At 55.3% G+C, this 25124-nt stretch carries 16 protein-coding genes; 9 read left to right on the top strand and 7 right to left on the bottom strand.

The window, feature by feature from the left end; genetic code table 11:
* Window positions 1-177: 177 nt before the first annotated feature.
* The 3 genes from Q31b_RS18455 to Q31b_RS18445 form a co-directional block, all read right to left on the bottom strand.
* A complete protein-coding gene (locus Q31b_RS18455) occupies window positions 178-1437 on the bottom strand; it encodes an MgtC/SapB family protein (protein ID WP_146601133.1) in 1260 nt (419 codons plus the stop codon).
* A 693-nt stretch (window positions 1438-2130) separates the two neighbouring features.
* On the bottom strand, window positions 2131-2484 hold the full coding sequence (locus Q31b_RS18450) for a YtxH domain-containing protein (RefSeq protein ID WP_146601132.1): 354 nt from the start codon (window positions 2482-2484) through the stop codon (window positions 2131-2133).
* Window positions 2485-2726: 242 nt separating this feature from the next.
* Window positions 2727-3797 carry an AI-2E family transporter gene (locus Q31b_RS18445; RefSeq protein ID WP_146601131.1) on the bottom strand — a complete coding sequence of 357 codons (1071 nt, stop codon included), beginning with the start codon at window positions 3795-3797 and terminating at the stop codon, window positions 2727-2729.
* Between the two features lie 160 nt (window positions 3798-3957).
* Between Q31b_RS18445 and Q31b_RS18440 the strand changes: the two genes are divergently transcribed.
* Entirely contained in the window at window positions 3958-4461 is a 504-nt protein-coding gene (locus Q31b_RS18440; RefSeq protein ID WP_146601130.1) for a response regulator, read from the top strand.
* Here the strand turns inward: Q31b_RS18440 and Q31b_RS18435 are convergent.
* The 4 genes from Q31b_RS18435 to Q31b_RS18420 form a co-directional block, all read right to left on the bottom strand.
* Entirely contained in the window at window positions 4433-5194 is a 762-nt protein-coding gene (locus Q31b_RS18435; RefSeq protein WP_146601129.1) for a phosphatase PAP2 family protein, read from the bottom strand. The genes Q31b_RS18440 and Q31b_RS18435 overlap by 29 nt on opposite strands.
* A gap of 281 nt (window positions 5195-5475) precedes the next feature.
* Window positions 5476-6225 carry an SDR family oxidoreductase gene (locus tag Q31b_RS18430; RefSeq protein ID WP_146601128.1) on the bottom strand — a complete coding sequence of 250 codons (750 nt, stop codon included), beginning with the start codon at window positions 6223-6225 and terminating at the stop codon, window positions 5476-5478.
* Window positions 6226-6649: 424 nt separating this feature from the next.
* Window positions 6650-8260 carry a hypothetical protein gene (locus tag Q31b_RS18425; RefSeq protein WP_146601127.1) on the bottom strand — a complete coding sequence of 537 codons (1611 nt, stop codon included), beginning with the start codon at window positions 8258-8260 and terminating at the stop codon, window positions 6650-6652.
* Window positions 8261-8364: 104 nt separating this feature from the next.
* The gene (locus Q31b_RS18420) at window positions 8365-9147 is read right to left on the bottom strand and encodes an ABC transporter ATP-binding protein (RefSeq protein ID WP_146601126.1); all 783 of its coding nucleotides are present in this window, start codon (window positions 9145-9147) and stop codon (window positions 8365-8367) included.
* A 280-nt stretch (window positions 9148-9427) separates the two neighbouring features.
* On the opposite strand from Q31b_RS18420, the gene Q31b_RS18415 reads away from it, so the two are divergent.
* The 8 genes from Q31b_RS18415 (at window position 9428) to Q31b_RS18380 (ending at window position 25070) form a co-directional block, all read left to right on the top strand.
* On the top strand, window positions 9428-12088 hold the full coding sequence (locus Q31b_RS18415) for a peptidase MA family metallohydrolase (protein ID WP_231617679.1): 2661 nt from the start codon (window positions 9428-9430) through the stop codon (window positions 12086-12088).
* Window positions 12085-12957, top strand: a complete 873-nt coding sequence (locus Q31b_RS18410; RefSeq protein WP_146601125.1) for a DUF4159 domain-containing protein — start codon at window positions 12085-12087, stop codon at window positions 12955-12957. Before Q31b_RS18415 ends, Q31b_RS18410 begins: the two co-directional genes overlap by 4 nt.
* Window positions 12958-13044: 87 nt before the next feature.
* Window positions 13045-14043 (top strand): AAA family ATPase, encoded by a 999-nt coding sequence (locus tag Q31b_RS18405; protein WP_146601423.1) that lies wholly within the window; start codon window positions 13045-13047, stop codon window positions 14041-14043.
* 228 nt (window positions 14044-14271) lie between these two features.
* Window positions 14272-15231 (top strand): DUF58 domain-containing protein, encoded by a 960-nt coding sequence (locus tag Q31b_RS18400; RefSeq protein WP_146601124.1) that lies wholly within the window; start codon window positions 14272-14274, stop codon window positions 15229-15231.
* Window positions 15228-17387, top strand: a complete 2160-nt coding sequence (locus Q31b_RS18395; protein WP_146601123.1) for a BatA domain-containing protein — start codon at window positions 15228-15230, stop codon at window positions 17385-17387. The genes Q31b_RS18400 and Q31b_RS18395 overlap by 4 nt, the downstream gene beginning before the upstream one ends.
* 284 nt (window positions 17388-17671) lie before the next feature.
* On the top strand, window positions 17672-21547 hold the full coding sequence (locus tag Q31b_RS18390; protein WP_146601122.1) for a hypothetical protein: 3876 nt from the start codon (window positions 17672-17674) through the stop codon (window positions 21545-21547).
* Window positions 21547-24063 carry a hypothetical protein gene (locus Q31b_RS18385; protein ID WP_231617678.1) on the top strand — a complete coding sequence of 839 codons (2517 nt, stop codon included), beginning with the start codon at window positions 21547-21549 and terminating at the stop codon, window positions 24061-24063. Before Q31b_RS18390 ends, Q31b_RS18385 begins: the two co-directional genes overlap by 1 nt.
* A complete protein-coding gene (locus Q31b_RS18380) occupies window positions 24060-25070 on the top strand; it encodes a hypothetical protein (protein ID WP_146601121.1) in 1011 nt (336 codons plus the stop codon). Before Q31b_RS18385 ends, Q31b_RS18380 begins: the two co-directional genes overlap by 4 nt.
* Window positions 25071-25124 lie beyond the last annotated feature (54 nt).

Here is a 25124-nt window from a genome sequence, read left to right as displayed (position 1 = left end):
GCAGAGCGGACGGTGGCGGTTCGCGAGCATGCAGATCGGTGGGTGGTCAACGGCCGACAACGGGACAGTCCTTGCCTCGCCGACTATTTCTGAAGACGCCAGCGGTAGCGAAAGTCGCCAAGGCTTTCGGTTTCGTTGGGCGGCTGGTTTCTCTGCAAAAGTCGAGTTTGAGTCCGCTCATGGGTTGGGAACCTGCATGACCTCGGCCCCAGGCCAAAACGCGAGGAGCAATCCACCGCCAGCCAATGCGATCCCGAACGCGACGGCGACATAGAACGCCAACCTACGGCTTCCCAGCACTGCAACGGCGCCCGCTTTAAACACAAGGTTGGACATCGTGGCAATCAAAATCACTCGCCAGGCCATTTCCGCACCGACTCGATCCTCATTGAACATCTTGGCCGTTGAGAGTGTGATTGCATCCACATCCGTCAATCCGGAAATACCCGCAATCCAATAGAGCGCATCGTCACCAAAGATATCTTTTGCTGCGGCCACGATAAACAGGACAAGCGCATAGAGGAAGCCGAAGATGATTGCCGGTCTGAGTCGCGCGGGATTGTCGTGGTCCTGTGGCAGTGTCTCTTGCTTGCGAACGGGCAAGTAAAGGACCAGGCATTCGACGACCATCAACAAAAGCATCGCCGTCATCGGTAGGAATGCGACTTTCAATAAGCTAGGCGCCACCACGCCGATCTCGACCAACACGCGAACGTTGACAATCGTCGAAGCAATCAAAATCACCAACGCGGCCACCACGCTGATGTTCGGCGAGTCCTTCGTCTGCCGTGCATAGCTAACCGTCGTTGCTGTACTAGAGATCAATCCTCCCAGGACTCCGCCCAGAATCGCACCGACTTTCGCTCCGAGGAACTTGTAAGCCACATACGCCGCCATGCTGATGCCAACGATTAACACGACCATCCGCCAGATGCCGTACGGATTCAGAACATCGTAGGGGCCGTAGGTTTTATCGGGTAGAATCGGCAGGACAATCAGGCCGATCAACGCCAGATTCATGACGGCACGAAAGTCTTTGTCGGTCATCGAACTGACCACTCCATGCAGTCGTTTTTTCCAGTGCAAGAGGACCGCGGCTACGCCCGCCGTCACGATCGCTGGCCCGGTTACGCCGACACCCAGCGCGCACCCGACGGCGAACATTAGAAGCGCAGCAACCTCGGTGGTCATGCCGGAATCGAACGCTCCGGAACGAATCTTCGCGAGATTCGCGATCGCTAATAATACTGCAATCGCCAGGATACCTGCAGCACTCATCCAGCCGACTTGATTGCCCGGCAGGGTCGATAGTGTGCCCAGCATCGCAATCAGGGGAAACGTTCGAATCCCAGCAATATCGGAATCGTTCCACTGACGCTGTAAACCAACCAGTAACCCAAGTCCAAGGGAGATCGCTAAGGCTTGGTAGGTTTCCATTTCAGATTTTTACAGTCGTTGCGTCGCCCAAGCAAGTACCGATGACTCTCTGCGTGAGCGGTAGCCCCCAGGGGGGGCCAGGTTGCCGCGAGCGTTGAATCAACAAGCGAATGCTTGGTCAAATATGACTTTAGGGTCCGGAGGACCGGAAGGCTTGCGCCCCATCCCCCTAACTTTGAGGCTCCACCGAAGAATCCGTGGTTTGATTCATCCATCCCAAGTACCGAAGGGTAGGTTTTTCAAGCACCGCAGGGCAAAAAGATATGTCGAGAAGTGATGTTCGATCGGCGTCGCTTCTTGCTCCGAGGCAGCGAGGGAGTCGAGCAAGAGTGGCAATGGGTATCACGACTGCCATGCCCTCCAAAAAATCTCCGGCAACTTCCTTTTAACCCACAACTTCTTCTGAAGAGCCGAAAATCATGGAACGTGCTTGTCTCGTTGAATGGCTGCAGATCAACGTGGTCGTGGAACAAGCATCGTGCTTTGTGAAGAGTGAAATTGAGACGAGGTAGCTTGGGTCATCGATGTTGCGCGGCCTTGGGAAGCGACGACTAAGCGTATGATCGCAAAACAAACCAAACGGTTGAAACGCTCGGCAACTTCCGCTGCCAAGCTCACCGGATTTAGCCACAGAATCAGCCGACTGAAAATCAGCCGGCTGTTGTTGGTCGGAAGAGAGGTCGAGAGAGGCGGTTACTCGGATTCAAGCACTTCGACGTTGTCATCCAATTCTTCAAGTCGGTCGGCTCGCTTCTCGCCTGCTTCTTCAATCGCATCCGCTTTCCGCTCTGCACGTTCTTCAATGCTGTCAGCGGCCTCATCGGCATTATCTTCCATCGGCGGCTTGGCGACTTCGAAGCGATCCTCCATGTTCTCGCTTCGCTCTTCGACCTGTTCGGCGAGATTGTCGGCTCGTTCACGCACGTCGTCTGCGTAGTCCTGCGTGTTTTCACGGATCGCGTCAGCTTGTTCGTCGTACACGCTGTCGTTGCATCCAACCAAGGTCAGTCCAGCGATGAGCGTTAGCAGTGTTAGTGTGGTTTTCATGTTTCGTTCCATTTCGTTGGAGTATTCGGTTTGTGCCAGAGACGTCGGAAGTTGACGTTCGGCGTTTGTTAAGTGGAACGAGGAGCAAAACGTGTGCCATGAATGAGTGATCTTCGCGTATCGTCAACCAGAACCGGTTTTTCGCGGCGGCATCTCCGGCTCATGGCGGTGTGCCATTCGGGGTAACGCTAAAGTCAGAAAATCTTGGTGAGTTTCGCCTCGACAGGCCGCTATTGTTACGCTCATTCACTCGTTAGTGAGCCGGGCTGCGCATCGCCAAGGCGATCCTCGACGTAAAGCATCTGGACCAGTACCATCGCTAGCACGACCAAGGGTGCAGCCATCATGATCCCGATGATTCCAAGCATGACCCCCATCACCAACTGCGCGGCGATGGTCAGGATTGGCGGCAACGCGACTTCGTGTCGTTGAACGAGCGGTGTAATCAGATAGCTTTCGACCGTTTGCAGAAGTACATTGAACATCAGCACATATACAACCGCTTGCGTGCCGACATCAATCGCCAGCAACATTTGCGGCACCGCAGCCAACAGCGGCCCGATGTTTGGAATGAACGTTAGCAGCGCAGCCAAAACACCGAGCGAGATTGGAAGCGGAACCCCCAGAACGCCCATCGCGATCGCTGTTGCAACCCCCACGATTGTCATCGAAAGAAGTCGTCCAACGATCCATCGGCCCAGTGCCGAATTCAATTCGTTCAAGATTTCACCCACGCGATCTCGCTGGTCGTTGGGAACCAATTTGACCACGCCCGTTAGATACAGATCAGGTTCATAAGCTGCGTAGAGCCCGACGAAAAAGACCACCAATGTCCCGGTTGCCCCCCAGCCGACCCATTGCAAACCTTGGAACATCTCCGGCAAATTGGCACGGGTCGACTGCGATAGTTGCTCTTGCATCTCTGAAACACTTGGCAAATGCTCGCTGGCCCAGTCGTTCTGCGACAACCTTTCGTCTGCCGTGTGCACGGCGGCTTGCAGTTGCGTCCACAACTCATCAGCCTGGTGAACCACTTGCGATCCAAGGTAGAAGCTGCCGATGCCGATCGACAGCAGCATGAGTGTCACAACGACGAGAAAACTGGAGCGATAAGACAGTGCCGTATGACTCGCCGGCCATGCGCTGATTGAATGAACGAACACGCCGAACAGCAGCCCAGCGAAGATGAGCATCAAGATACTCAGCGTCGGCACGAATAGCCCCGCGGTCGCCAACACCAGCATCCCCAGCAACACCGCGATAAGAAAGATTTGCTTGTTGGTCGCCCGGTTGATTACGATTGGATTGTTCATGCTTGACGATCAAGCAATCGGTGTGCCAACCGGTGTGCCAACCGGTGTGCCAACGGATATCCTTCGTTCGTAGCGAAACTCGCCAAGACTTTTGCTGTTTCGGCACGATGATTGCAACAAGATTTTTAGCCGTTATTTCCTTCTTGCCGATTCGCTGACGATGCCTAACTCTGCCCCGCCGAAACGATGTGTGATTGCTGACGACGTCCGTGCTTCTCGCGAGACCGTTGGGAAATGGCTACGTGAAAGTGGATTCGATTGCCGATTGCTGGAGAACGGCCAGCTTGCTTGGGAGGTCATTAAGGATCGATCACCGGACCTGCTGGTCACCGACCTTGAAATGCCAGAATTGTGCGGATTTGAATTGCTTGAAAAGATTCGCGAATCCGATGACGAGAGCATCCGTGATTTGCCTGTGTTAATAATGACCAGTCTTCAAGATGTCCAAACGCGGAGCGTCGTGCAGCAGCTAGGCGGCGATGGCTTGCTGCAGAAGCCGCTTGACAAGCATGCGACGCTTTCGGTCATTCTCGACCTCGTATCGGCAGGCCGCAGTCTTCGAGAACGCGCGCATCCCGACGAGGATACTTGCGTCAAAGGCAGGGGAGTAATCTCACCAACTCTCCGCCGCTTACTCAGTACCGTCGCGAAGAAACATCCGTGATCCATGGCGACTTTCGCTCTGGTCGCGGCTTGGTTCCCCGTATGATCAACCAACACGCAAGCGCCCACACCAAGCCGGCTGACCAACCAGCCAACACATCGGTCGGATAATGAACACCCAGGTAGACGCGGCTTATTCCGACCAACATCGTCAATCCAACTGCGACCGCAATGACGTAGAACCGGAGCCAATAATGACGTAGCACCGTAGCGATCAACGTCGCCAACGTCAAATAGACGACTGCCGCCATCATCGAGTGTCCACTCGGAAAACTGCTGGTGTAAACGTGCGAAAGATGCGGCACGAAATCGGGGCGGGGTCGTGCGAACAGCGACTTCATCAACAAACTCGCTCCCATGCCGCTGAGCGTGGAGACCAATAGCATGATCATTGTTCGATACGCCCGAATGATAGCCAAAAATCCGGCAGCTGATGCAATCGCAATCAACAGGACCGCTACGCCGCCAAGGGCTGTCACGTCGCGACCAGCCTCCTCCAACCAAGATGGCCCAAGCGGATTTGCCGGATCGTTTGCATCCCGCAAACTCCGTACGGCCCACCGATCAAATGAATCAGTACTTCCCTCTAGTACTTCATCCGTTAACTCGATAAACCCCCAAGCCGCCAGTACGACGACGAGAAAAACCAACAGCACCGTTGGCTCACGACCACGGAAAAAATGCCTTAGCTTACGATGCCAATGCCGTAGGGAACATTTACTTGCAGTATTCATGCTCTAGCCGCAACGCAAGTCTTATGCCACCAATGGTAGCGACAATCGCCAAGACTTTCGGCCACTTCGTTGGCATGTCGCTACAACAGAAAGTCGAGACGAATTGCTGAAAGCCAATCCCGTGTCGCTGCTGGATCGGGCCAGGATTTGATCTCATCGAGCGGCGGGACGGCTGCGAGGGTCAGGGGTGAGCCAACGGGGGACATCTCAGTTGTCGGGACGGAATGATACCATTTCTTCGTCAACCCAACGATGAGCTCACGTTCGAGAAAGTCGATCCGTTACTCGGCGTTTTCCTTCTTTTCACCTTCGATGACATTTCCGGCGAAGCTTTGATACGCTGCGCCTACCTGCTCGGCCATTGGATCGGGCCAAACATGGAACGAACCTTCCGCGATGGCGTCGAAGATGGCGGTTGCAACGATCGAAGGTGAAACCGCAATATCTGCGAAGCCGGCTGCGGATCCCATGTCGGTTTGAATCGGCCCAGGGTGGACGCTGACAACTTGCGTGCCCTGTTCTCGCAGTGAGTCACGCAAACCTTGCGTGATTGCATAGCTTGCTGCTTTGGATGCGCAATACGTCGCCATATTCGCAAACGTCTTGACCGACACAACGCTATTGAGTTGAACGAGAACACCTCCGCCGTTGGCTTTCAGTACCGGAGCGAAAGCCTGCGCGACTCGCATCAAGCCGAATACGTTCGCGTTGATTTCAAACTGCAAGTCATCGATTGCTTCAGGATCCAAAGCCGTGCTCTGCTTCAGCACGCCAGCGTTGTTGACGACGACATGGACATCGGTCGCCGTCTCTGCTGCTGCCGCAATCGTAGCGGGGTCGTCCAAGTCGAGGCGAACGGGAACGACGCGTTCACCGTGCTCAGCCACCAGCGGTTTCGCTGATTCAACGTTTCGCACCGCCGCGTACACCTTCGACGCGCCACGTTGCAACGCCTCTTCCAAAATCGCCTTGCCAATACCACGATTCGCGCCGGTTACTAAAACGATCTTGTTCTTTGCATCAAATGTCATTTATCGGTCCTTGAAAGTGGAGTTGTCGATTTCATCGATTGGAGATTCGCCGGAGTAGGATTGGAAAGAGTTGACAGCGCATCGGCCAACGCCCATCGCGAATCGTCAGATCTGAGGTTCGATCCTATCACGTCAAGCAAGCCGGTACCATCCGGGCGATCAAAATCGGACACCGTTTTACCATGGTCATCTTTACCATGGTCATCGTCGGTATCAATGAAGTGAAGGCAGCGAAGAAAGGCAAGGGCATGTGCAAGTTCGTCGGTTAGCTATTTAGAGTCGAGAGTATGCCGTGACGCGACCCGAAATGGAATCTCCGGTTCCGTGAGTCGACAGGTCAAACATCGACTTGAACGCGCTCCCGTCGATTTGGCAGCGGGTTGAAGCAACGTCGTGAATGATAAATGATCCGATCGGTACCAGGTTACTGGGGCGGTAGATCGAACGAGAGATCGAATCGCCGCCAACACCATGTTGTCATTAAGATCGCAGCGACTGCGACGCTCCAAGTGGTCGCGATCGCTCCTGCGATGAAGACGAGCATTTGCATCGACGTCGGGAAGACGCTGCCACACAACAATGCCCATCCTGCCAACAAGGCGATCGAGCAAGCGATCAAGGTGGCTTTGCCCAGGAAGGTCAACTTCGCACGAATCATCATCGCCAAACCCTGTTGGTGCACGTGGTAAGGATAGGCAAGGAAAAGTGCGTTTTCGATCGCGAACGTGAAGACGGCCAATGCCGCCATCATCGCAGTCCATAACAACCATTGATCGAGTCCCGCGCGAACAACGATGGCTGCAATCGTCAGCGTGATAAATTGGAATCCCCAGGTGATCGCGATCGGTAGCGACAATTGGCCCATTACCATCGACAGCGGACGAACGGGTAGCGATTTAAGAATTTGCATCCGCGAAAGGTCGCGGCGAAAATCGAGTCGCAAAGCTGGCGGAGCCAACAGCATCGTACAAAGAGCAACGCCGCCAATCACGAATAACCACTGCTCGGTAACCTGCTGAGCGAGTAAAGGTGACAAACACAGTAGTGTCGGAATCAGGAAGCTAAAGAGAATCGTACCGCGATACCGTACGATGCTTTTCCACTGGCGTATCAGTAGCGGAGCGAAGTCGCTACCGTGGGCAAAAAGGGAATCAACCATCGGTGTGGGCTGATGGTGTGCGGTTGTAAAGCGACTTGTCCGAGAGTTTTTTTGATCGGGTTTTCGCTGCATGTATTCCCGCAGCATTCGCTGCTCACCAAGTTGTTGTTGGCGTTTTGCCCAGCGATCTGCTGAGGCCAGTAGCGACACCGCAACGGGAAGGGTCAGGGCAACCGCCAACAAATTGAGCAACGTAAGTGGGCTGTAGCTATCCGCCACGGCCACCGATGCGGAGGGAAACCACACCACCGCCAAGCATTGAATCATCCCGCTCTCGGCGGTTTCACCTATGGCCGTGAATGTATTGAAAAGATAAACCAACGTCGGTGATGCAAATGGTGTCATCACGATCAAGCGACTGATGATCTGAACGGCCAACGCAGTGACGATACAAACAAACGCGATCTTGGCAAATTGTTTTGCTCGCTCCTTGAGGCCGCTCGCCAAAATTTGCATTGTCTGTCGTACGAGGTCGAGTAGCAAAATGGAGCAAAATACACCGAGCAGTAGCAGTTCAAGATGTTCGACATCACCATAGAGCACGACCGCTAAGAGGGCTGTCTTCATTGCCGTCGCGGTGACCACACTCATGACCCGATAAACGGCGATACTCGATCGCTGTAACGGCGAACCTCCTAGCCAAAGCTGTTCCGCGGATGTCATTTCCAGATCGACGACCGACTCAGACCACAAACATCGTACAGCATGGTAGATCGAATACAAAACCATGCCGCCTGATAACCAACAAAGTAGTCGCTGGGGATCGGCCGGTGCTCGTTGCGACAGAACCAAGATGCCGTAGAGTAAATAGGCAATTACGAAAAGGACCGTAGCGAGGGTCGCCATCATACGTCGTGGCGACAGCAATCGATCCATGGTTCTACGGAAACGAAACTGGCTTCGCGTCGTCAATAACCAACGTAGGTCGTGATGACGGCGGGCCGAATCCCAGTGGCTTTTGGTCGGGGCATCATGGGCATTCATGCAACCACTTCCAGCGTTGACGATTCGTAGCCATGTTCGCAGCCGTGTTGGTTCGGTTCGTCGTTTGTTTCATCAATGGCGGCAAAGTAGGCTTCTTCGAGTGATCGGGTTCCCGTGTAGCGTTGTTGCAACTGAGTTGCCGTGCCGAAAAACTTGAGTTCGCCATGTTTCATGACTAGATAGTGGGTGCAGATCCCTTCAATCATCGGCAACAAATGACTGCTGATCATCACGGTCGCTCCTGCTTCGGCTCGGCTTCGCACCGATGACAAGAGTTCTCGAATCCCAGGTGGATCGAGTCCGGTCATCGGCTCATCAAGCAACAGCACCTCAGGGTTAAACAGATAGGCACAGCAGACCGCTAGTTTTTGCCGCATGCCGCGAGACAAGGTGGTTGCACCCGCATCAAACTTTTCGCTCAATTGAAAGGCATCCAGTAATTGCATCGCCTTTTCCTGATAGCGAGGGACTTGGTAGAGGCGTCCGATCAATTGCAAATGCTGGCCAACGGACAAATCATCGAAGAGCGGTGGGTCATCCGGGACGTAGGCTAAGCGTCGTTTCAGTTCAATCAGGTCGTTTTTGCTGTCATAGCCAGCGACGGTCATGTCACCATCGGAGGCGGGGATCAGTCCAGCCAAACATCGCATGACGGAGGTTTTTCCGGCCCCGTTCGGGCCGACAAGACCACAGATTTGTCCTGGCAGGAGCTGAAAGGAGACGTTATCGACCGCTAGATGACGGTCATAGATTTTATGTAAGCCGCGAACTTCAATCATGTTTAGGCAGGCCAAGGGCGGGAGCGAGCAACAACTATGGATAAGGCTAGGTTGTAGAACGCTCACCTCGACATCGTCCGCTTAGCCTGAGCTCGTTTTCACACGTGCGCCGATGCAAAAAGGTGTGATGATGCTGTTTATTCCGATCGTAAAGTCTCGGATCAAGCCGACCTTAAGAGACTAAAGCGAAATATTTCTCTCCATCGGACACCACCAACCGCTCGGGTCACGCTAGAATAGCGGCAACCTAAGAACCTTCGGATGGGGAGCCCGCGCATCGATGCCTAATTTTATTTGCAAAAATACACAGTCTTCGCTACGAGTTTTCATCGTGATCATCGGGACGATCATCGGCTCACTGTCGGCGGGACTCTCGGCAGTCCATGCCGCCGACATTGCGGAAGCCGAGCGACACTACTTTGCTGGTCAATACGAGGCTGCGGAATTGATTGCGGCTGCGGAAGTCGAACGTGGGGTATGGAATGAGCGGTGGCCGCGATTGCTTATCCAATGCCAGCTGACGACGGGGAAATATGCAGAGGCGTTAGAGACATACAATGCTGCCATCGAGCGTTTTCCGACCAGTTTAACGTTGCGAATGCAGGGTTTAGAGGTTTTGCGGCAAAACAATCAACTGGACCTCGCAGCGGATTCGAACGCGCGGATCCTACAGCTCCTGCAAGCGGCGCCCACGCGTTTCGCTAGCCACGACAACATCATTGCCACGGGCCGCTATTTTGCCGAGCGTGGCAATGATGCACGCCAAATCTTGAAACTGTTTTATGATCGCGTCCGGGATGCTGATCCGACGTTCATTGAAGTGTACATTGCCACCGCCGAGTTGGCATTGCAGAAGAGCGATTTCAAAGTTGCAGCCGAAACGCTGCAGCAAGCCCAGCGAGTAGGGACGAGCGATCCTCGCGTCGCCTACTTGCTGGCGAGAGCCTGGGAACCGAGCGATTCAGAAAAGGCAGCCGAAGCGATCTCGGTGGCGCTTGAGCAAAACCCGAATCATATTCCTAGCTTGCTGTTTATTGCCGAGCATGCAATCGACCGGGAACAGTACGATTTGGCGGAGTCGACGGTCCAGGAAGTGCTGGCAATCAATCGGTATCAGCAAGAGGCGTTGGCGCTATTGGCGGTGTTAGCTCATTTACGCGGCAAATACGACATTGAATCTTTGATGCGAGCCTCGGCCCTTCGCACGTGGAAACGCAACCCGCAAGTGGATCACTTGATTGGCCGGAAATTGTCGCAAAAGTACCGATTTGAAGAGGGGGCAAACTACCAACGCCGGGCTCTGGAGTTCGACCCTAACTACAGCCCCGCTCGATTCCAATTGGCTCAAGATTTATTGCGGCTAGGCCACGATGACGACGGTTGGGAAATGGCCCATCAAGTCGCCGAAGAAGACGAGTACAATGTCGTTGCCCACAACCTAATCACGCTCCATGATCGGCTCAAGAACTTCCGTATCATGGAAGCGGGCGACATCCACGTGCGGATGGATCCTCACGAGGCCGAGATTTACGGTGACTCGGTGCTAGAGTTATTGACCGAGGCGCAAGCGGTGTTGTGTAAGAAGTACGATATCGAACCGACGGCGCCGATTGTTGTCGAGATCTTCCCTGAGCAGAAAGACTTTGCGATCCGAACCTTCGGATTGCCTGGAGGTTCGGGCTACCTGGGGGTCTGTTTCGGTCGTGTGATCACTGCCAATAGCCCGGCATCTCAGGGGCCGCGACCGAGCAATTGGCAAAGTGTGTTGTGGCATGAATTTTGTCATGTGGTGACACTCGAAAAGACCAAGAATCGGATGCCTCGTTGGCTCAGCGAGGGGATTTCCGTTTACGAAGAGCGGCAGCGTGATCCTTCCTGGGGCGAGTCGATGACACCCCAATACCGCGCAATGTTGATGGACAAAAACCTGACACCGGTTAGTCAGTTGAGCGCCGCATTTCTTAGTCCCCCCTCGCCCATTCATCTCCAGTTTGCCTACTTTGAATCATCACTGGTCATCGAGTTCTTGGTCGAACGGCACGGGCAGGATGCCTTGAAACAGATCCTGAGTGATCTGGGAGACGGATTGATGATCAACGACGCATTGGTTCGTTCGGTTGGATCGATGGATCGACTCGATAGCGAATTCGCGGACTATGCGCGCCAGCGGGCTGAGGCGTTTGCCCCCGAGGTGGATTGGTCGAAGGAAGGTCTCCCCGAAACAGGGTCGGTCGACGAGCTACAAGCATGGGCCGAGCAGCATCAAGACAACTATTGGGCTCTGCGGGGGATTGCGGAAGCATGCATTGTGAGCGAGCAATATGAACAAGCGCGGACGCCGCTGGAGCGTCTGCGGGACCTTGGTGCGGTGACGGCCGAGCGTGGCGGACCCCTGGAAATGCTGGCCCGAGTTTACCGGGAACTGGGCCAGTCCGAGGAGGAGCATACGACGCTGGAGAAAATTGTTGAACTTTCTAGCGATGCTTTACCGGCGTTGCGGCGTTTAATGGAGATGGCCGCCGAACAAGAAAACTGGACTCAAGTGGCGAATTACGCCCAGCAAGTCCTGTCGATCAATCCGCTAATGCCGACCGGTCATGAACAGATGGCCATGGCGGCCGAGTACCTCGATCGACCAGCAGACACCGTGCGGTCGCTCCGCGCGCTCGGCAGCATGGTCCCGGTTGATCCCGCTGCGGTCGACTATCGGCTGGCTCGAGCGTTTGCGGCCATGGACCAAACGGACCGAGCGAAACATCATGTGTTGCGAGCGATCGAAGAGGCTCCCCGCTATCGTGACGCCTATCGCTTGCTGTTGCAATTGACCGAGAAACCTTCACAGCCGGCCAATTCACAGCCGGCCAATTCACAGCCGGCCAATTCACAGCCGGCCAATCACGACGAATTACCCGCAGCCGACCCGGTCAAGGAGAGCCTATGATTGAGCGATTTGTGCCCCGGACATTTGTGCCTCGGAAAGGAGTGTTCGGTTTGTCCATGATCGCCGTCTTGCTCGGTGGTGTTGCTGCCGCTCAGCGAGGTTGGTTTCAGGACGAAATCTCGAGCGGCCGTAACGGCGTCCCCGATTGGGAGATTGACGAAGATTTTAGAGGGGACGTCTTCACGTTTGCTCGCATCCGGTACGAATCCTATGGCGGTTGGGGACGACGAAGCCGTGGCGGTTGGCGCACCGATTACCCCGACAGCGACTTGAACTTTTCACTTCGTTTGCAGCAACTGACGACGCTGAAGGTTAATCCAGAACCTGTTATCTTGGAACTAACGGACGACGAACTGTTCGACTATCCGTTCATCTATATCATCGAACCCGGCGCCTTGGTGTTTAACGAAGCGGAAGTCGAAGCGCTACGTCGTTACTGCCTCAACGGCGGGTTCTTGATGGTGGACGATTTTTGGGGGGACTCGCAGTACGAGAATCTGCGGTTGGAATTACAGCGGGTCTTTCCCGATCGCAGGCCCCAGGAGGTGCCGCTGTCGCACGAGATTTTCCACTGCGTCTATGATTTGAAAGAGAAGCCTCAGATACCCGCGATCAACGGTGTTCGCCGCGACTATGATGGAAGTATGATTACTTATGAACGGGCCGATGATGGCAGTGATACGTCAACACCTCACTACAGGGCCATCTACGATGACGCCGACCGAATCATGGTTTTCATCTGTCACAACACCGATCTTGGTGACGGCTGGGAACGTGAAGGCGAAGCCCAATGGTACTTCGAGGAATTCTCGGTCAAGAAAGCTTATCCGATGGGAATCAACATCGTGACCTATGCCATGACTCATTGATGCCATGACTCATTGATGCCATGACTCATTGAAATTCACAACTTTCTAACTCGTACAGAAAAATCTTTGCAGATGCCTACGGAAACCATGTCGATTGAAGAGGAAGCTCGCGTTGTGGAACAGATCCGCGCGGGCCGAGAACAAATAAACCGCGAACTTGCCAAAGTGATCGTCGGTCAAAAGGATGTCATCGAACAGCTCTTGATCTGTTTGTTCGCAGGCGGGCATTGCCTGATTACGGGCGCTCCGGGACTCGCCAAAACGTTGCTGGTGAGCAGCGTTTCGAAGGTATTTCATCTCAAGTTTCAGCGTATTCAATTCACGCCTGATTTGATGCCAGCCGACATTACGGGCACGGAGATTCTGGAGCAATCCGAAGATGGACGCCGTCAGTTGCAGTTTGTCAAAGGCCCCATCTTTGCCAACGTGATCTTGGCGGACGAGATCAATCGGACGCCGCCGAAAACACAGGCCGCACTGCTCGAGGCGATGCAGGAGCATCAGGTCACTGCGACCGGTCGACGCTATAAACTGGAGGAGCCATTTTTTGTCTTGGCGACGCAGAATCCGATCGAGATGGAAGGAACTTATCCGTTGCCGGAAGCTCAGCTCGATCGCTTCATGTTCAATGTGATGATTGACTACTTGCCGAAGGAGGATGAATTATCGGTTGTGTTGCAGACGACATCGTCGCGGCCCGATGCGATTGAGCCGTTGTTTAGTGGAGAGGATGTGATTCGGTTTCATGAAGCGGTCCGAAAAGTACCCATCGCCAATGAGGTCGCCGCATTCGCCGTTCGACTAGCCGCTTCCACGCGGCCAAGACGAGAGGGCACGCCTGAGTTCATCAATAACTGGGTGAGCTGGGGTGCCGGGACGCGGGCCGCGCAAACTTTGGTGCTGGGAGCGAAGGCACGCGCCTTGCTCAATGGAAAAGCGCACGTCAGCATGGAAGACATTCGCGCACTCGCACAACCGACACTGCGGCATCGCGTGCTGCTTAGCTACAAGGCGGAAGCCGAAGGCGTTACGATCGAAGACGTGATCGATCAATTGTTGTCGACTATCTCGAAGTCGGTTTCCTGATTGGATCTTCATGGCTAGCATAGATGAGAATGCCGAGGGGGGCAAAACAGTTTGGGCGATCAACCAGTAAAAAAACAACGAGCGCTTCGTCAAGGCAAAGATTTAGGGTCGGCGGTAGTGGATCTTGTTAAAGATCCCCCTGCGCAAGGATCTTTAACAAGATCCACTACCCTAAAATCGAATGCTGACAAACCATCAGCGAGCAGCCGAGCCGTTGGCAACCAAGCAATGGTCGCTGCCCAGGTCGATCCGCTGGCTGTGATGCGGATCAAAAATTTGCAATTGCGCGCCAAGGCGGTTGTGGAGGGGTTCTATAACGGGCTGCACCGTAGTCCCTCTCACGGCTTTTCGGTCGAATTCAGCGAGTATCGCCCTTACACCGTTGGCGACGACCTCCGCGGGCTCGATTGGAAACTTTTTGCCCGCAGTGATCGATACTATATCAAGAAGTTCGAAGACGAAACGAATCGTCGTTGCTATTTGGTGTTGGACCAGAGTCAATCGATGGGATTCGGATCGCTCGATTATTCAAAGATCGAATACGCGCGAACCATGGTCGCAACACTCGCCTACTACTTAACGCAGCAGCGAGACAGTGTTGGATTGATGACGTTTGATGAAACGATTGGAGACTACATTAGCGCTCGAAATCGTCCCGGTCATTTACGTCAAATATTGGTTGCGCTCTCACGTGAAGTCGGTGGCAGCGGAACGGACATCGATGCTCCTTTGCAGCAGATCGCATCGTTGATTCGCCGTCGTGGTCTCGTGATCCTAATTTCCGATTTACTCGCCCCTGTGGAATCATTGCAAACCAATCTTGCCTATCTGAGGTCTCGCGGGCACGAGGTGATGCTGTTGCGGATAATTGATCCGGCCGAAACACAATTGCAGATCCAATCACCGAGCATGGTTGTCGACATGGAATCGGGCAAAGAGATCTACATTGATCCGGAATCGGCGCGACGTGATTACGTGAACCGATTTGAAGAACACGGGCGACAGCTCCAAGCGATCTGTGAATCACTGGGCGTTGATTTCTTTCCAATCCTCACGGACCAGCCAATCGAACAGGTACTGTTTCATTTGGTCAATTCGCAACAGCGCCGCAGCGCACGCACGGCTCGTAGCGGGATGCTCGCCAATGCCAATGGGTCCGGTGCCAGTCCGTCGGGAGGTGCCAGATGAGCCTACTAGCACCGTTTTACTTCGCGGGGGCTTTGGCGATTGGCTTGCCGATCTTGTTTCACTTGATTCGTCGTCGACCGCGTGGCGAGATCCACTTTAGCTCGTTGATGTTCTTGCGGCCGACCCCGCCTCGGTTGACGCGGCGGAGCCGGTTGGACAATTGGCCGCTGCTCTTGATTCGCGCGTTGGCTTTGATGTTGTTGGCTGCAGCGTTTGCCAGGCCCTTCTTGCGCAGTACCAGCCAAACGGATTCGGATCTACCAAGGCGTCGGATGGTGATCGCGGTCGACACCAGCGCCAGTATGCAGCGCGCTGGTCTTTGGGAACAGGCCAAGGCGAAGGTCGATGAGATTCTGTCGGACCTTCGTCCTGGTGATGAAATTGCTTTGGTGGCATTTGACAACGAACCAACGACGTTGTTGCGATTCGATCAAGCAAGTGGCATTTCTCCTACCCAGGTGAGATCGTCGGTCAATACACTGCTCGCGGACACGACTCCCTCCTGGGCTGGAACGGACCTGGGACGGGCGATCGGTTATGCGGCCGATTTGGCGGTGACCTACGAACCGGAAAGCAGCGTGTCGCTGAGCGAAAATCCACAGGATGCTTCGGCAGCCGACGCGTCACGTCATCGTGGACCAACGCAATTGATTCTCGTCACCGACATGCAGGCCGGTAGCAAGGTGGAAAGCTTGCAGGTCTACAGTTGGCCGGATCGGCTTAGCCTTGACATTCGGCAAGTCAGCAGCAATCGAAGAAACAATGCAGCGGCGCAGGTGCTGCGAGTTCGAGACAATGAATCGGATGAAAAGAACCGCGTTCGCGTTCGCGTGTACAATTCGGGCGACGCCGATCAATCGTCTTATCGAATAAGCTGGATCGATGCTGATGGTAAACCGATCGAAGCTACGGGATTGCCGATCCAAGTTCCACCGGGACAGTCGCGAGTGGTGCAGATGCCAGCGCCCTATCCTGGGGTCACGGCATTGACCCTAGAAGGCGATGACCACGACTTCGATAACACCTGGTACGTCGTCAGCCCGCAACCGGAGTCGCTGACTCTGCTGAATCTAGGGGCCGAGTCTGCTGATTCACAGGTCCCCGATCCACGCAGCAGCTTGCTGTATTATTTGCAGCGAGTTCCACTGAGCACGAACCAAAGGACCGTGACAACCCAAACGATGTCGCCCGACCAATTGACGGAGGTCCCCGACCCGAAGAACGTGCCGCTTGTCGTCGTGACCGATCCTTGCTCCACCAACACCGCCGGACTGCTTCGAAAGTATGTCGTCGCAGGAGGGCAACTGTTGTATGTGCTCGCCGATCAACGCAGGATGGAAGGCTCGGTGGACTCACTACGTACGCTCACGGACGTTTCGGAGTTGAAGATAAGTGAAGCAGTCGTTGACGATTACGTGATGCTCTCGCGGATTGACTTCCGCCATCCCCTGTTTGCGAGAATGTCGGATCCGCAGTTCAACGACTTCACCAAGATTCGTTTTTGGTCTCATCGAACACTTTCGGATTATCCTGAATCGTGGCATGTGCTTGCTCGATTCGACGATGGAGACCCCGCATTGGTGGAGCAGATCATTGGTGCGGGCAAAATGTGGGTATTGGCGGCAGGTTGGCAACCCGAGGCGAGCCAACTGGCGTTGTCGTCCAAATTTATCCCGCTGATCTTTAGCCTGTTTGATCCCAGCACGGGGACGCATGTCGACGGCAACCAGTTTTCGGTTGGAGACAGGGTTCCGTTGGCCCCGTCGCCGACGGCTCACATCACGTTGCCTAGCGGCGAAGAAATATCGTATCAAAGTCCTGATGATTTCCAGTCACTCGATTGGCCCGGGGTTTACTCGATCACGGGCGCTGAATCTTCGAGAAGCATCGTGGTCAATTTAGACAGCGATGAAAGCCGTACCGAGGCGATGGGAGCGGATGAGCTTGAGCGTTATGGTATCCGTTTGGGTTCGACGCTTTCCACCGCTGCAGAGTTAAGTAACCGGAACCGGCTCCGCGACAGTGAACTGGAGAGCAAGCAGCGGCTGTGGCAATGGCTGCTGGTGGCTGCGTTGGTGATGCTGGGGCTGGAGACGTTGCTTGGCGGTATGCTCAGCAAATCGCAACCGACGAAAACGGAGGCAACGCCGGTATGATTTTCAGAAACGTCTCGCGAATCGCCACCCACGACACCCTCCCGGCGAAGCTGGGAGACCGCGAAAAACGAACTCCCCAAACTGCGGAGGTCGTGCGATGCCATTTAGGCATTCGCGAGGGAGGGGGCCCGCACGGCACTCCCCCAAGCTTCGCTCGGGAGAGGTTGACAATCCTCACTCAAATCCCGCAGAAATACAATCGACGTCCCAAGGGCTGGACGCCGCATGCGGCGAAGCCGCTTTCCGATACGATTGTCCTAAGAAATTGGTGCGAGGTATGAACGATGCATGAAAAGCTGCTCAGTCTAATCCTTCCCGTGACGCGACGATTGCGGGCTGTCCGCCGATGGCAACTCGCCACACTGGTCGCCATGGTTGCCGCATTGATCGGCATTGTAATGCTTCGTTACACTGAAACAAGTCATTGGAGCAGGCATGAATTAGCCGCATCGTTGCTGATTGGCACGATCATTCTTTTTCTCGTCGTCGCCGTGATCGCGCGGGTTAGTTTTCGCAATCCGCGACAAGTGGCGTCGCAAATCGAACAACGTTTTCCGAGTCTCGACCAACGTCTGCTTACGGCGCTTAGTCAAACCGATGCGGACGGACAAGGATTGGGTTACTTGCAGCAACGCGTCGTGGCGGAGGCCCGTGATCATTGTCGCTCACATCGCTGGATCGATGTCGTGCCTCCTGGGAAGTTGCTGTTGAGTCGATTGGCTGGACTTGCCGCGACAGGGCTGCTACTGGTCGTTATTGGATTGTTGGTTTTGCCGGATCCCGCCAACGATAAGGGGCCAGACTCGGTCGCTTCTCGCACCGAGTCCGGTTGGGAAGTTGTCGTCGAACCGGGGGATACCGAAGTGGAACGCGGCAGTGGTTTGGTGGTCACGGCAAGATTCATCGGCGTGGATGCCGATGCGGTGCCCAGCGAGGCCGATTTGATTTGCACCGCTGCCGATGGTAGCGAGCGACGGATCACCATGAAACGGAACCTGACCGATCCCGTGGTGGGCGGATTCTTGGCGTCCGTCGATGAGGATTTTACCTACCAAGTCGTCGGCTCCGACTGGAGCAGTGAACCCTTTTCCGTCGATGTGTTTGAGTATCCATCGCTGGTCCGCAGCGATGCCGATCTCGACTATCCTGACTACACTGGGTTGGCAGACAAGCGAGTCGAAGACACGGTTCGTGTATCGGCGGTCCAGGGGACGCTGGTGAAGTGGATCTGTTTCGTTAACAAACCGATAGCCTTCGGTGAGTTGGTCACGAGGGAAGGTGAGCGGGTGGTCTTGCACAGCGACCCCGACATTTCCGGCGCCTTATCGGCGGAGATCGATCTCCAGAAGACGCAGCGTTTCACCGTCAAATTGACCGATGACGACGGTCGCGAGAACAAATATCCTCCCGAACTCCTGGCCCGGATGCTGGCCAATCAACCGCCCAAAATGAAACTCGCATTCGCGCGGGACGTGGTCGTCTCGCCACTGGAGGAGCTGTCGATCGCTGCGGAAGTGCACGATGACTTCGGCATCGAGGAGGTCGGGCTGACTTACGTTTTCGCCGATCAACCGAGTCGGGATGTCAGTTTGGGTGAGTCGATTGCGCGTGGCGAAAAGAAGCAGATCGATTATGTGGTCGAGTTTGAAGCACTTGATGCCGAGCCCGATCAATTGTTGTCCTATTATGTCTGGGCCGACGACATTGGTCCCGATGGTAAGCTCCGACGCACGTATAGCGATCTGTATTTTGCCGAAGTGCGACCGTTTGAGGAGATCTATCGGGAGGGCGAGCCGCCACCCGGTGGCCAGTCCGCTCAGTCCCCTCAACCTCCTCAGTCAGACCAGGCTGCGCAGGCAGGCCAAAACGCGGAGCAGACGTTGGAATTGGCAGAGTTGCAGAAGGAGATCATCAATGCGACCTGGACGGTCCTGCGACGCGAACAAGGTGACCAACCCAGTGCTGAGTTTGCGGGCGACGCGCTGCTGCTAATGGAATCGCAGGCCGAAGCGATCGACAAGCTCGCCGAACTGGACGAAGGAATCGTGGATCCCAAATCGAAAACATTTGTCGATATTGTTCGCACCCACATGCAGAAGGCTATGGCCGAATTGACGTCTGCCGAAGCCGACAATCAGACCGATCCGCTGGCCCCCGCCCTGTCCGCTGCACAGTCTGCCTACGGGGCGCTGCTGAAACTTCGGGCTCGCGAGTTTGAGGTCGTTCAGTCACAACAATCGCAGCAGCAACAGCAGCAACAACGCAGTTCGAGTGCCTCCGCCCGACAGCGGCAACAGCAGCTCGATCAATTGGAGTTGAATCAAGATGAAAACCGGTACGAAACTCAGCAACAGGCGCAGGAAACGCCGGCCCAGGAGGAACAGCGGGAAGTCCGCCAAGTACTCAATCGGCTTCGCGACCTAGCACGTCGCCAGGAAGACTTGAACAAGGAACTCGCACAACTACAGTCCGCATTGGAAGAGGCCGATACGGAAGAAGAACAGGAAGAGATCAAGCGTCAACTGAAACGGCTCCGTGACCAGCAGCAAGACCTGCTGCGCGAGACCGATGAATTGTCCGAGCGAATGCAGCAACCCGAGAACCAAGAGAGCATGCAGGAGGCTTCCGAGCAGCTTGAACAGACACGGGAAAACGTTCGCCGGGCCACCGAGGCGTTGCAGCAAGACGATGCCGCCGAAGCGCTGACATCCGGTACACGCGCCGAACGCGAGTTCGAAGAGATGCGTGACGAGTTTCGTCAGCGTGCGGCGAGCGAGTTTAGCGACTCGGTTCGCGATATGCGACGCGAGGCTCAAGAATTGGATCAACAACAAGAACAACTCGCCGAGCAGCTGAAAGAAGTTGAGCGGGGCGGCCAACCAGGACTACGGGACGATGACATGCGAGAACAAATTCTCGATACGCTCGAAAGTCAAGAGCAACGTCTTGGCGAATTACTCGATCAGATGCAGGAGACCGTTGAGGAGGCGGAAACAGCCGAACCACTGCTCGCGCAAAAACTATACGATTCGTATCGCAAAACAAAGCAACGGCAAGTCGAAGAACAGTTGCAGAATACGTCGGAGTTGTTTAATCGTGGGTTCGATCCGCAGGCGCGTGAATTCGAACGCGAGGCGAGGGAAGGGATCGACGAGTTGCGTGAAGATCTGGAGCAAGCAGCCGAATCCGTGCTCGGAAATGAGACCGAGGCGCTGCAACGTGCCCTCAGCGAACTCGAACAGTTGTCGAAAAGCTTGGATGAAGAGATCGAACGATCCAATCCAGGACGTCGTGATCAAAGTGACGCCGAACAAACTGGTCAACCCGGCGAGGAAGCGTCGCAGCCGCGGCAAGGCCAACCATCGGCTGAGCCCAGTGAGCAAGATCCGCAAGATTCGACTTCGGGCCGCGGACAAAACCAGGGCCAACAAGGTGGCGAGCGTCAACAAGGTGGCGAGGGCCAACAAGGAGGCGAGCGTCAACAAGGTGGCGAGCGTCAACAAGGAGGCGAGCGTCAACAAGGTGGCGAGGGCCAACAAGGAAATGAGAGTCAACAAGGAGGCGAGAGTCAAGAAGGAGGCGAGAGTCAACAAGGAGGCGAGCGTCAACAAGGAGGCGAGCGTCAACAAGGAGGCGAGCGTCAACAAGGTGGCGAGGGCCAACAAGGTGGCGAGCGTCAACAAGGAGAAGAGGGGCAACAAGGAGAAGAGGGCCAGCAAGGTGGCGAACGTCAGCAAGGGGGCGAGGGACGCCCTGGATCGGAAGGCCGCGGAGAAGGCGATGAGCTGAGCCAGTTTGCGGGTAACCGCCCTGGCGGGTCGCCGATCACCGGAGATGGATTTCAAGACTGGTCGGATCGGCTCCGTGACGTCGAGGAGATGGTTGAGGATCCGGAGCTTCGTTCCCAGGCAGCTCGCATTCGCGACCGAGCTCGCGAAGCACGTCTCGATTTCCGCCGTCACTCGAAAGATCCTCAGTGGTCCTCGATCGAGGAAATGATCGCTCAGCCGCTGCGTGAACTCAAACGCAACGTTGCTGAAGAGCTGCTGAGGCGTTCCGCTGACAAGCATGCTCCCGTTCCAATCGATCGCGATCCAGTGCCAGCGGAGTTTACGGAACCAGTACGCAAGTATTACGAAAGCCTGGGGAGCGGGCGTTAATGGCTGACCCAATCTTGATATGGATCGTACCCACCCTTGCCGCTGCTGGTGATATCGAAGCGGGCCAATTGCTGTGGGGTTCCCCGGACTGGATCGTTCCAGCTGCGGTGATTGCTATCGTGATCTCGTTGTTGGTGATCTGGAATTACGCACACCGCGGTACCGTTGTGTCGGTACGAGTCATTGCAGCTCTATTAAAACTTGCCGCAATCATCTTGTTAGCGACTTGTTTGCTGCAGCCGCTCCGCAGCGGAACGCGGCCGCGACCACATGCGAATGTTTTGCCGATTTTGCTTGACAACAGTCAAAGCATGCGGCTCAAACCCGCCGGCAGTGACGAAACGCGTAGCGAGCGAGTGGCTGCTTTGCTCGACGATGATGTCCCCTGGCTGGCTCAGCTCGAACAGACTTTTGATGTCCGCAAGTACGCGTTTGACGCCAGACTCGAGGCGATCGACCATCCGGATCAAATGTCGGCCGATGGCTATGTTTCGTCTTTGTTCGGTAGTCTGCAAAGTCTCGCGGAGCGTTTTTCGGATCGACCCGTGGGTGGTGTTCTACTATTTACCGATGGGAATTTGACCGATGCGCCGCCAGCCGATTTTGATTGGGGGCAACTTGGATTCCCAATCCATGCTGTGCTACCCGATCAAGATGAGGATGTCCGTGACTTGCGGATCGCGAACGTAAGCGTTCGCCAAACCGACTTTGAATCGGCGCCCTTGACCGTACGAGTCGCGGTCGACGCCGTCGACCTTGGGGCTACCGAAGCTGTCGTCCAACTACGCGATGCCACGACCAATGAAGTCGTCGAAGAACAAACGCTTACGACGGGCGCGGACGGCGAAGCAAAAGAGGTCCGTTTCCAATTTCGGCCCAAGACCAGCGGAGTTCAATTCTACGTTGCCAATGTGTTTCGTGAATCCGATCGAGCGTCGTTTGAACCGCCTGATCCAGCGGAGCCGTCCGGCTCGGAAGCAAAGGGTAACCCGCAGAGTAAGCAAGTGACGGTACTTGATGAAGGGAATGCCATCGAACAAGCGTCGAGCCATTCGAGCCATTCGGACGAGGCAACGCTGGTCAACAACCATCAAATCGTGGCCGTCAATCGGACCTCGGGACCTTACCGTGTGCTCTACGTTGCTGGTCGTCCCAATTGGGAGTTCAAATTTATCCGCCGCGCTTTACAAGAGGATGCGGAAGTGCAGCTTGTCGGCCTCTTAAGAATTGCAAACAAAGAGGCCAAATTCAGTTTTCGTGACCGTGAGGTGAATGAGACCAATCCTCTATTCGCGGGTCTTGGTTCCGATGCCGAGGACGCGGCGGCACAATACGACGAACCCGTGATTCTGCGGTTGGGGGTGAATGAATCCGAGGAGTTGAGTGACGGATTCCCTGAATCGGCTGAGGAATTGTTCGGCTACCACGGGGTGATTCTAGATGACATCGATCCCGAATTCTTCTCGCAAGATCAAATGTTGCTGCTGCGCCGATTCGTAGCGACCCGTGGCGGCGGGGTGTTGATGTTGGGTGGCCAGGAGATGTTTGCTGACAAGACATTTAGTGACACGCCGCTGGGAGAGTTGTCGCCGCTTTATACGGCGAGCGGTATTTCGCGGGGACGCTCCGGTTCCTTCCGGCTCGCTCTCACTCGCGAGGGAATGTTGCAGCCCTGGGTCCGGCTCCGCGATAATGAGTTGGCCGAGCGAGAGCGGATCGAGTCGATGCCGCTATTCAGCACGTTAAATTCGGTCGGAGATATCAAACCCGGTGCGTCGGCGTTGGCGACTGCCGAGTCGACCGATGGGCAAACGGCCCCGGCGTTGGTCGCACATCGATTCGGCAGAGGTCGCGCTGCTGCGATTCCCATTGCGGATATGTGGCGTTGGTCGATGCGACGTGACGACCGGGACCGCGATGATCCCGCCCAAGCTTGGCGTCAAATGACGCACTGGCTTGTCAACGAGGTTCCTAAACGAGCCGAATTGCGAGTGGAAACAAGTCGTGACCCAAGTCAGCCGGTGACGATCGTCGCCACCGCCCGCGATGAAGAGTATTTGCCTCTTGATAATGCGGAGGTCGAATTTGAAATCACGCCCCTCGGCGGTGAACCCTTTACGATCGCTGCTCAGGCACACGACTCAACCGCCGGAGAATACGTGGCGACTTACTGGTCCCGCGAACCGGGTGGCTACCGTGTCACTGCAATCGTGACGGCCGCAGACGGCACACAGGTCGGCACCGCGAAGGCAGGCTGGGTCGCTTCGTCCGATGCCGCCGAGTTTCAAAACTTACAAATCAATCGAGAACTGCTCGAGAGAATGACGAAGCAGTCGGGTGGCGAACTCATCCGCGAAGACCAATTGGATCAATTCGCCAATGACCTTCCCAACCGGAAAGTGCCGGTGACGGAGACATGGGTCTACCCGGTTTGGCATCACCCTTGGGTCATGCTTATGGCGATGTTGTGTTTGTGTTGTGAATGGGGACTCAGGCGATGGAAGGGTTTGGCATGATCGGTCGGAAAATCAAAGGGGTGATGATCGCCGCCACTTGGCTGGTCGCACTCGGCCAACACGTCCACGCAGCCGATGACACGTCGCTCACGCCACAAACGGAGTTGGTGATCGTCGTCGGTGCGTCGGGGACGCCCGAGTTCGGTGAACAATTTTCAAATTGGGTCGAAACTTGGCGCCAGGTCTCTGAAAAGGCGGCTACGCCGATGACGGTGATCGGCCAATCCGAGCCAGGCGATTCCAGCGATCGTGAGCAACTGAAAAGTACGCTTGATGAGCTATCGGTGGAGAGTCCGACGCCGTTATGGGTCGTGTTGATCGGCCACGGAACGTTTGCCCAGAATGCGGCCAAGTTCAACCTCCGCGGGCCAGATGTGTCCGCGACTGAATTGGCGCAGTGGCTCCAAGATTCGGAACGACCGGTTGTGGTTGTCAATTGCGCGTCGGCCAGTGGCGCCTTCATCAATCGGCTCTCAGGGGACAACCGCGTCATTGTCACCGCAACCAAAAGCGGCGTCGAACAGAACTACGCGCGATTTGGCGAATTCTTTTCACGGGCCATCGCATCGCCGGATTCGGACTTGGACCATGATGACGAAGTTTCCGTTCACGAAGCCTTTTTGCGAGCCAGTGCCGAGGTTCGTCAGTTTTACGAGACCGCGGGACGGATTAGTACCGAGCATGCTTTGATCGACGACAACGGGGACGGTCGTGGGACACCGGCCACAATGTTTCGTGGGACACGGGCTGTCGGCAAAGCCAAAGACGACGCGGAATTGGACGGTCGCGAAGCTTCCCGATTGACTCTGGCACCTGCTGATGCACGGCTTCCGTTTACGAAAGCTGAATTGGGTCAGCGACAAGAACTCGAAGTGCAACTCGAGGAATTGCGTCAGCGAAAGTCTACTCTCGACGCTGCCGCCTATGATGCCGAACTGGAATCTTTGGTCTTGCAACTGGCAAGACTCTATCAAGCCGCTGAGCAGCGTCAACAAGAAGCACCCTGATTCGATGGGGTGTCTGATCGGAACTACATTGGACTGCGCATCCGCAACTTGACT

This window comes from Novipirellula aureliae (assembly GCF_007860185.1).
Lineage (GTDB): Bacteria > Planctomycetota > Planctomycetia > Pirellulales > Pirellulaceae > Novipirellula_A > Novipirellula_A aureliae.
This window is presented reverse-complemented; position numbering and strand designations above follow the sequence as displayed.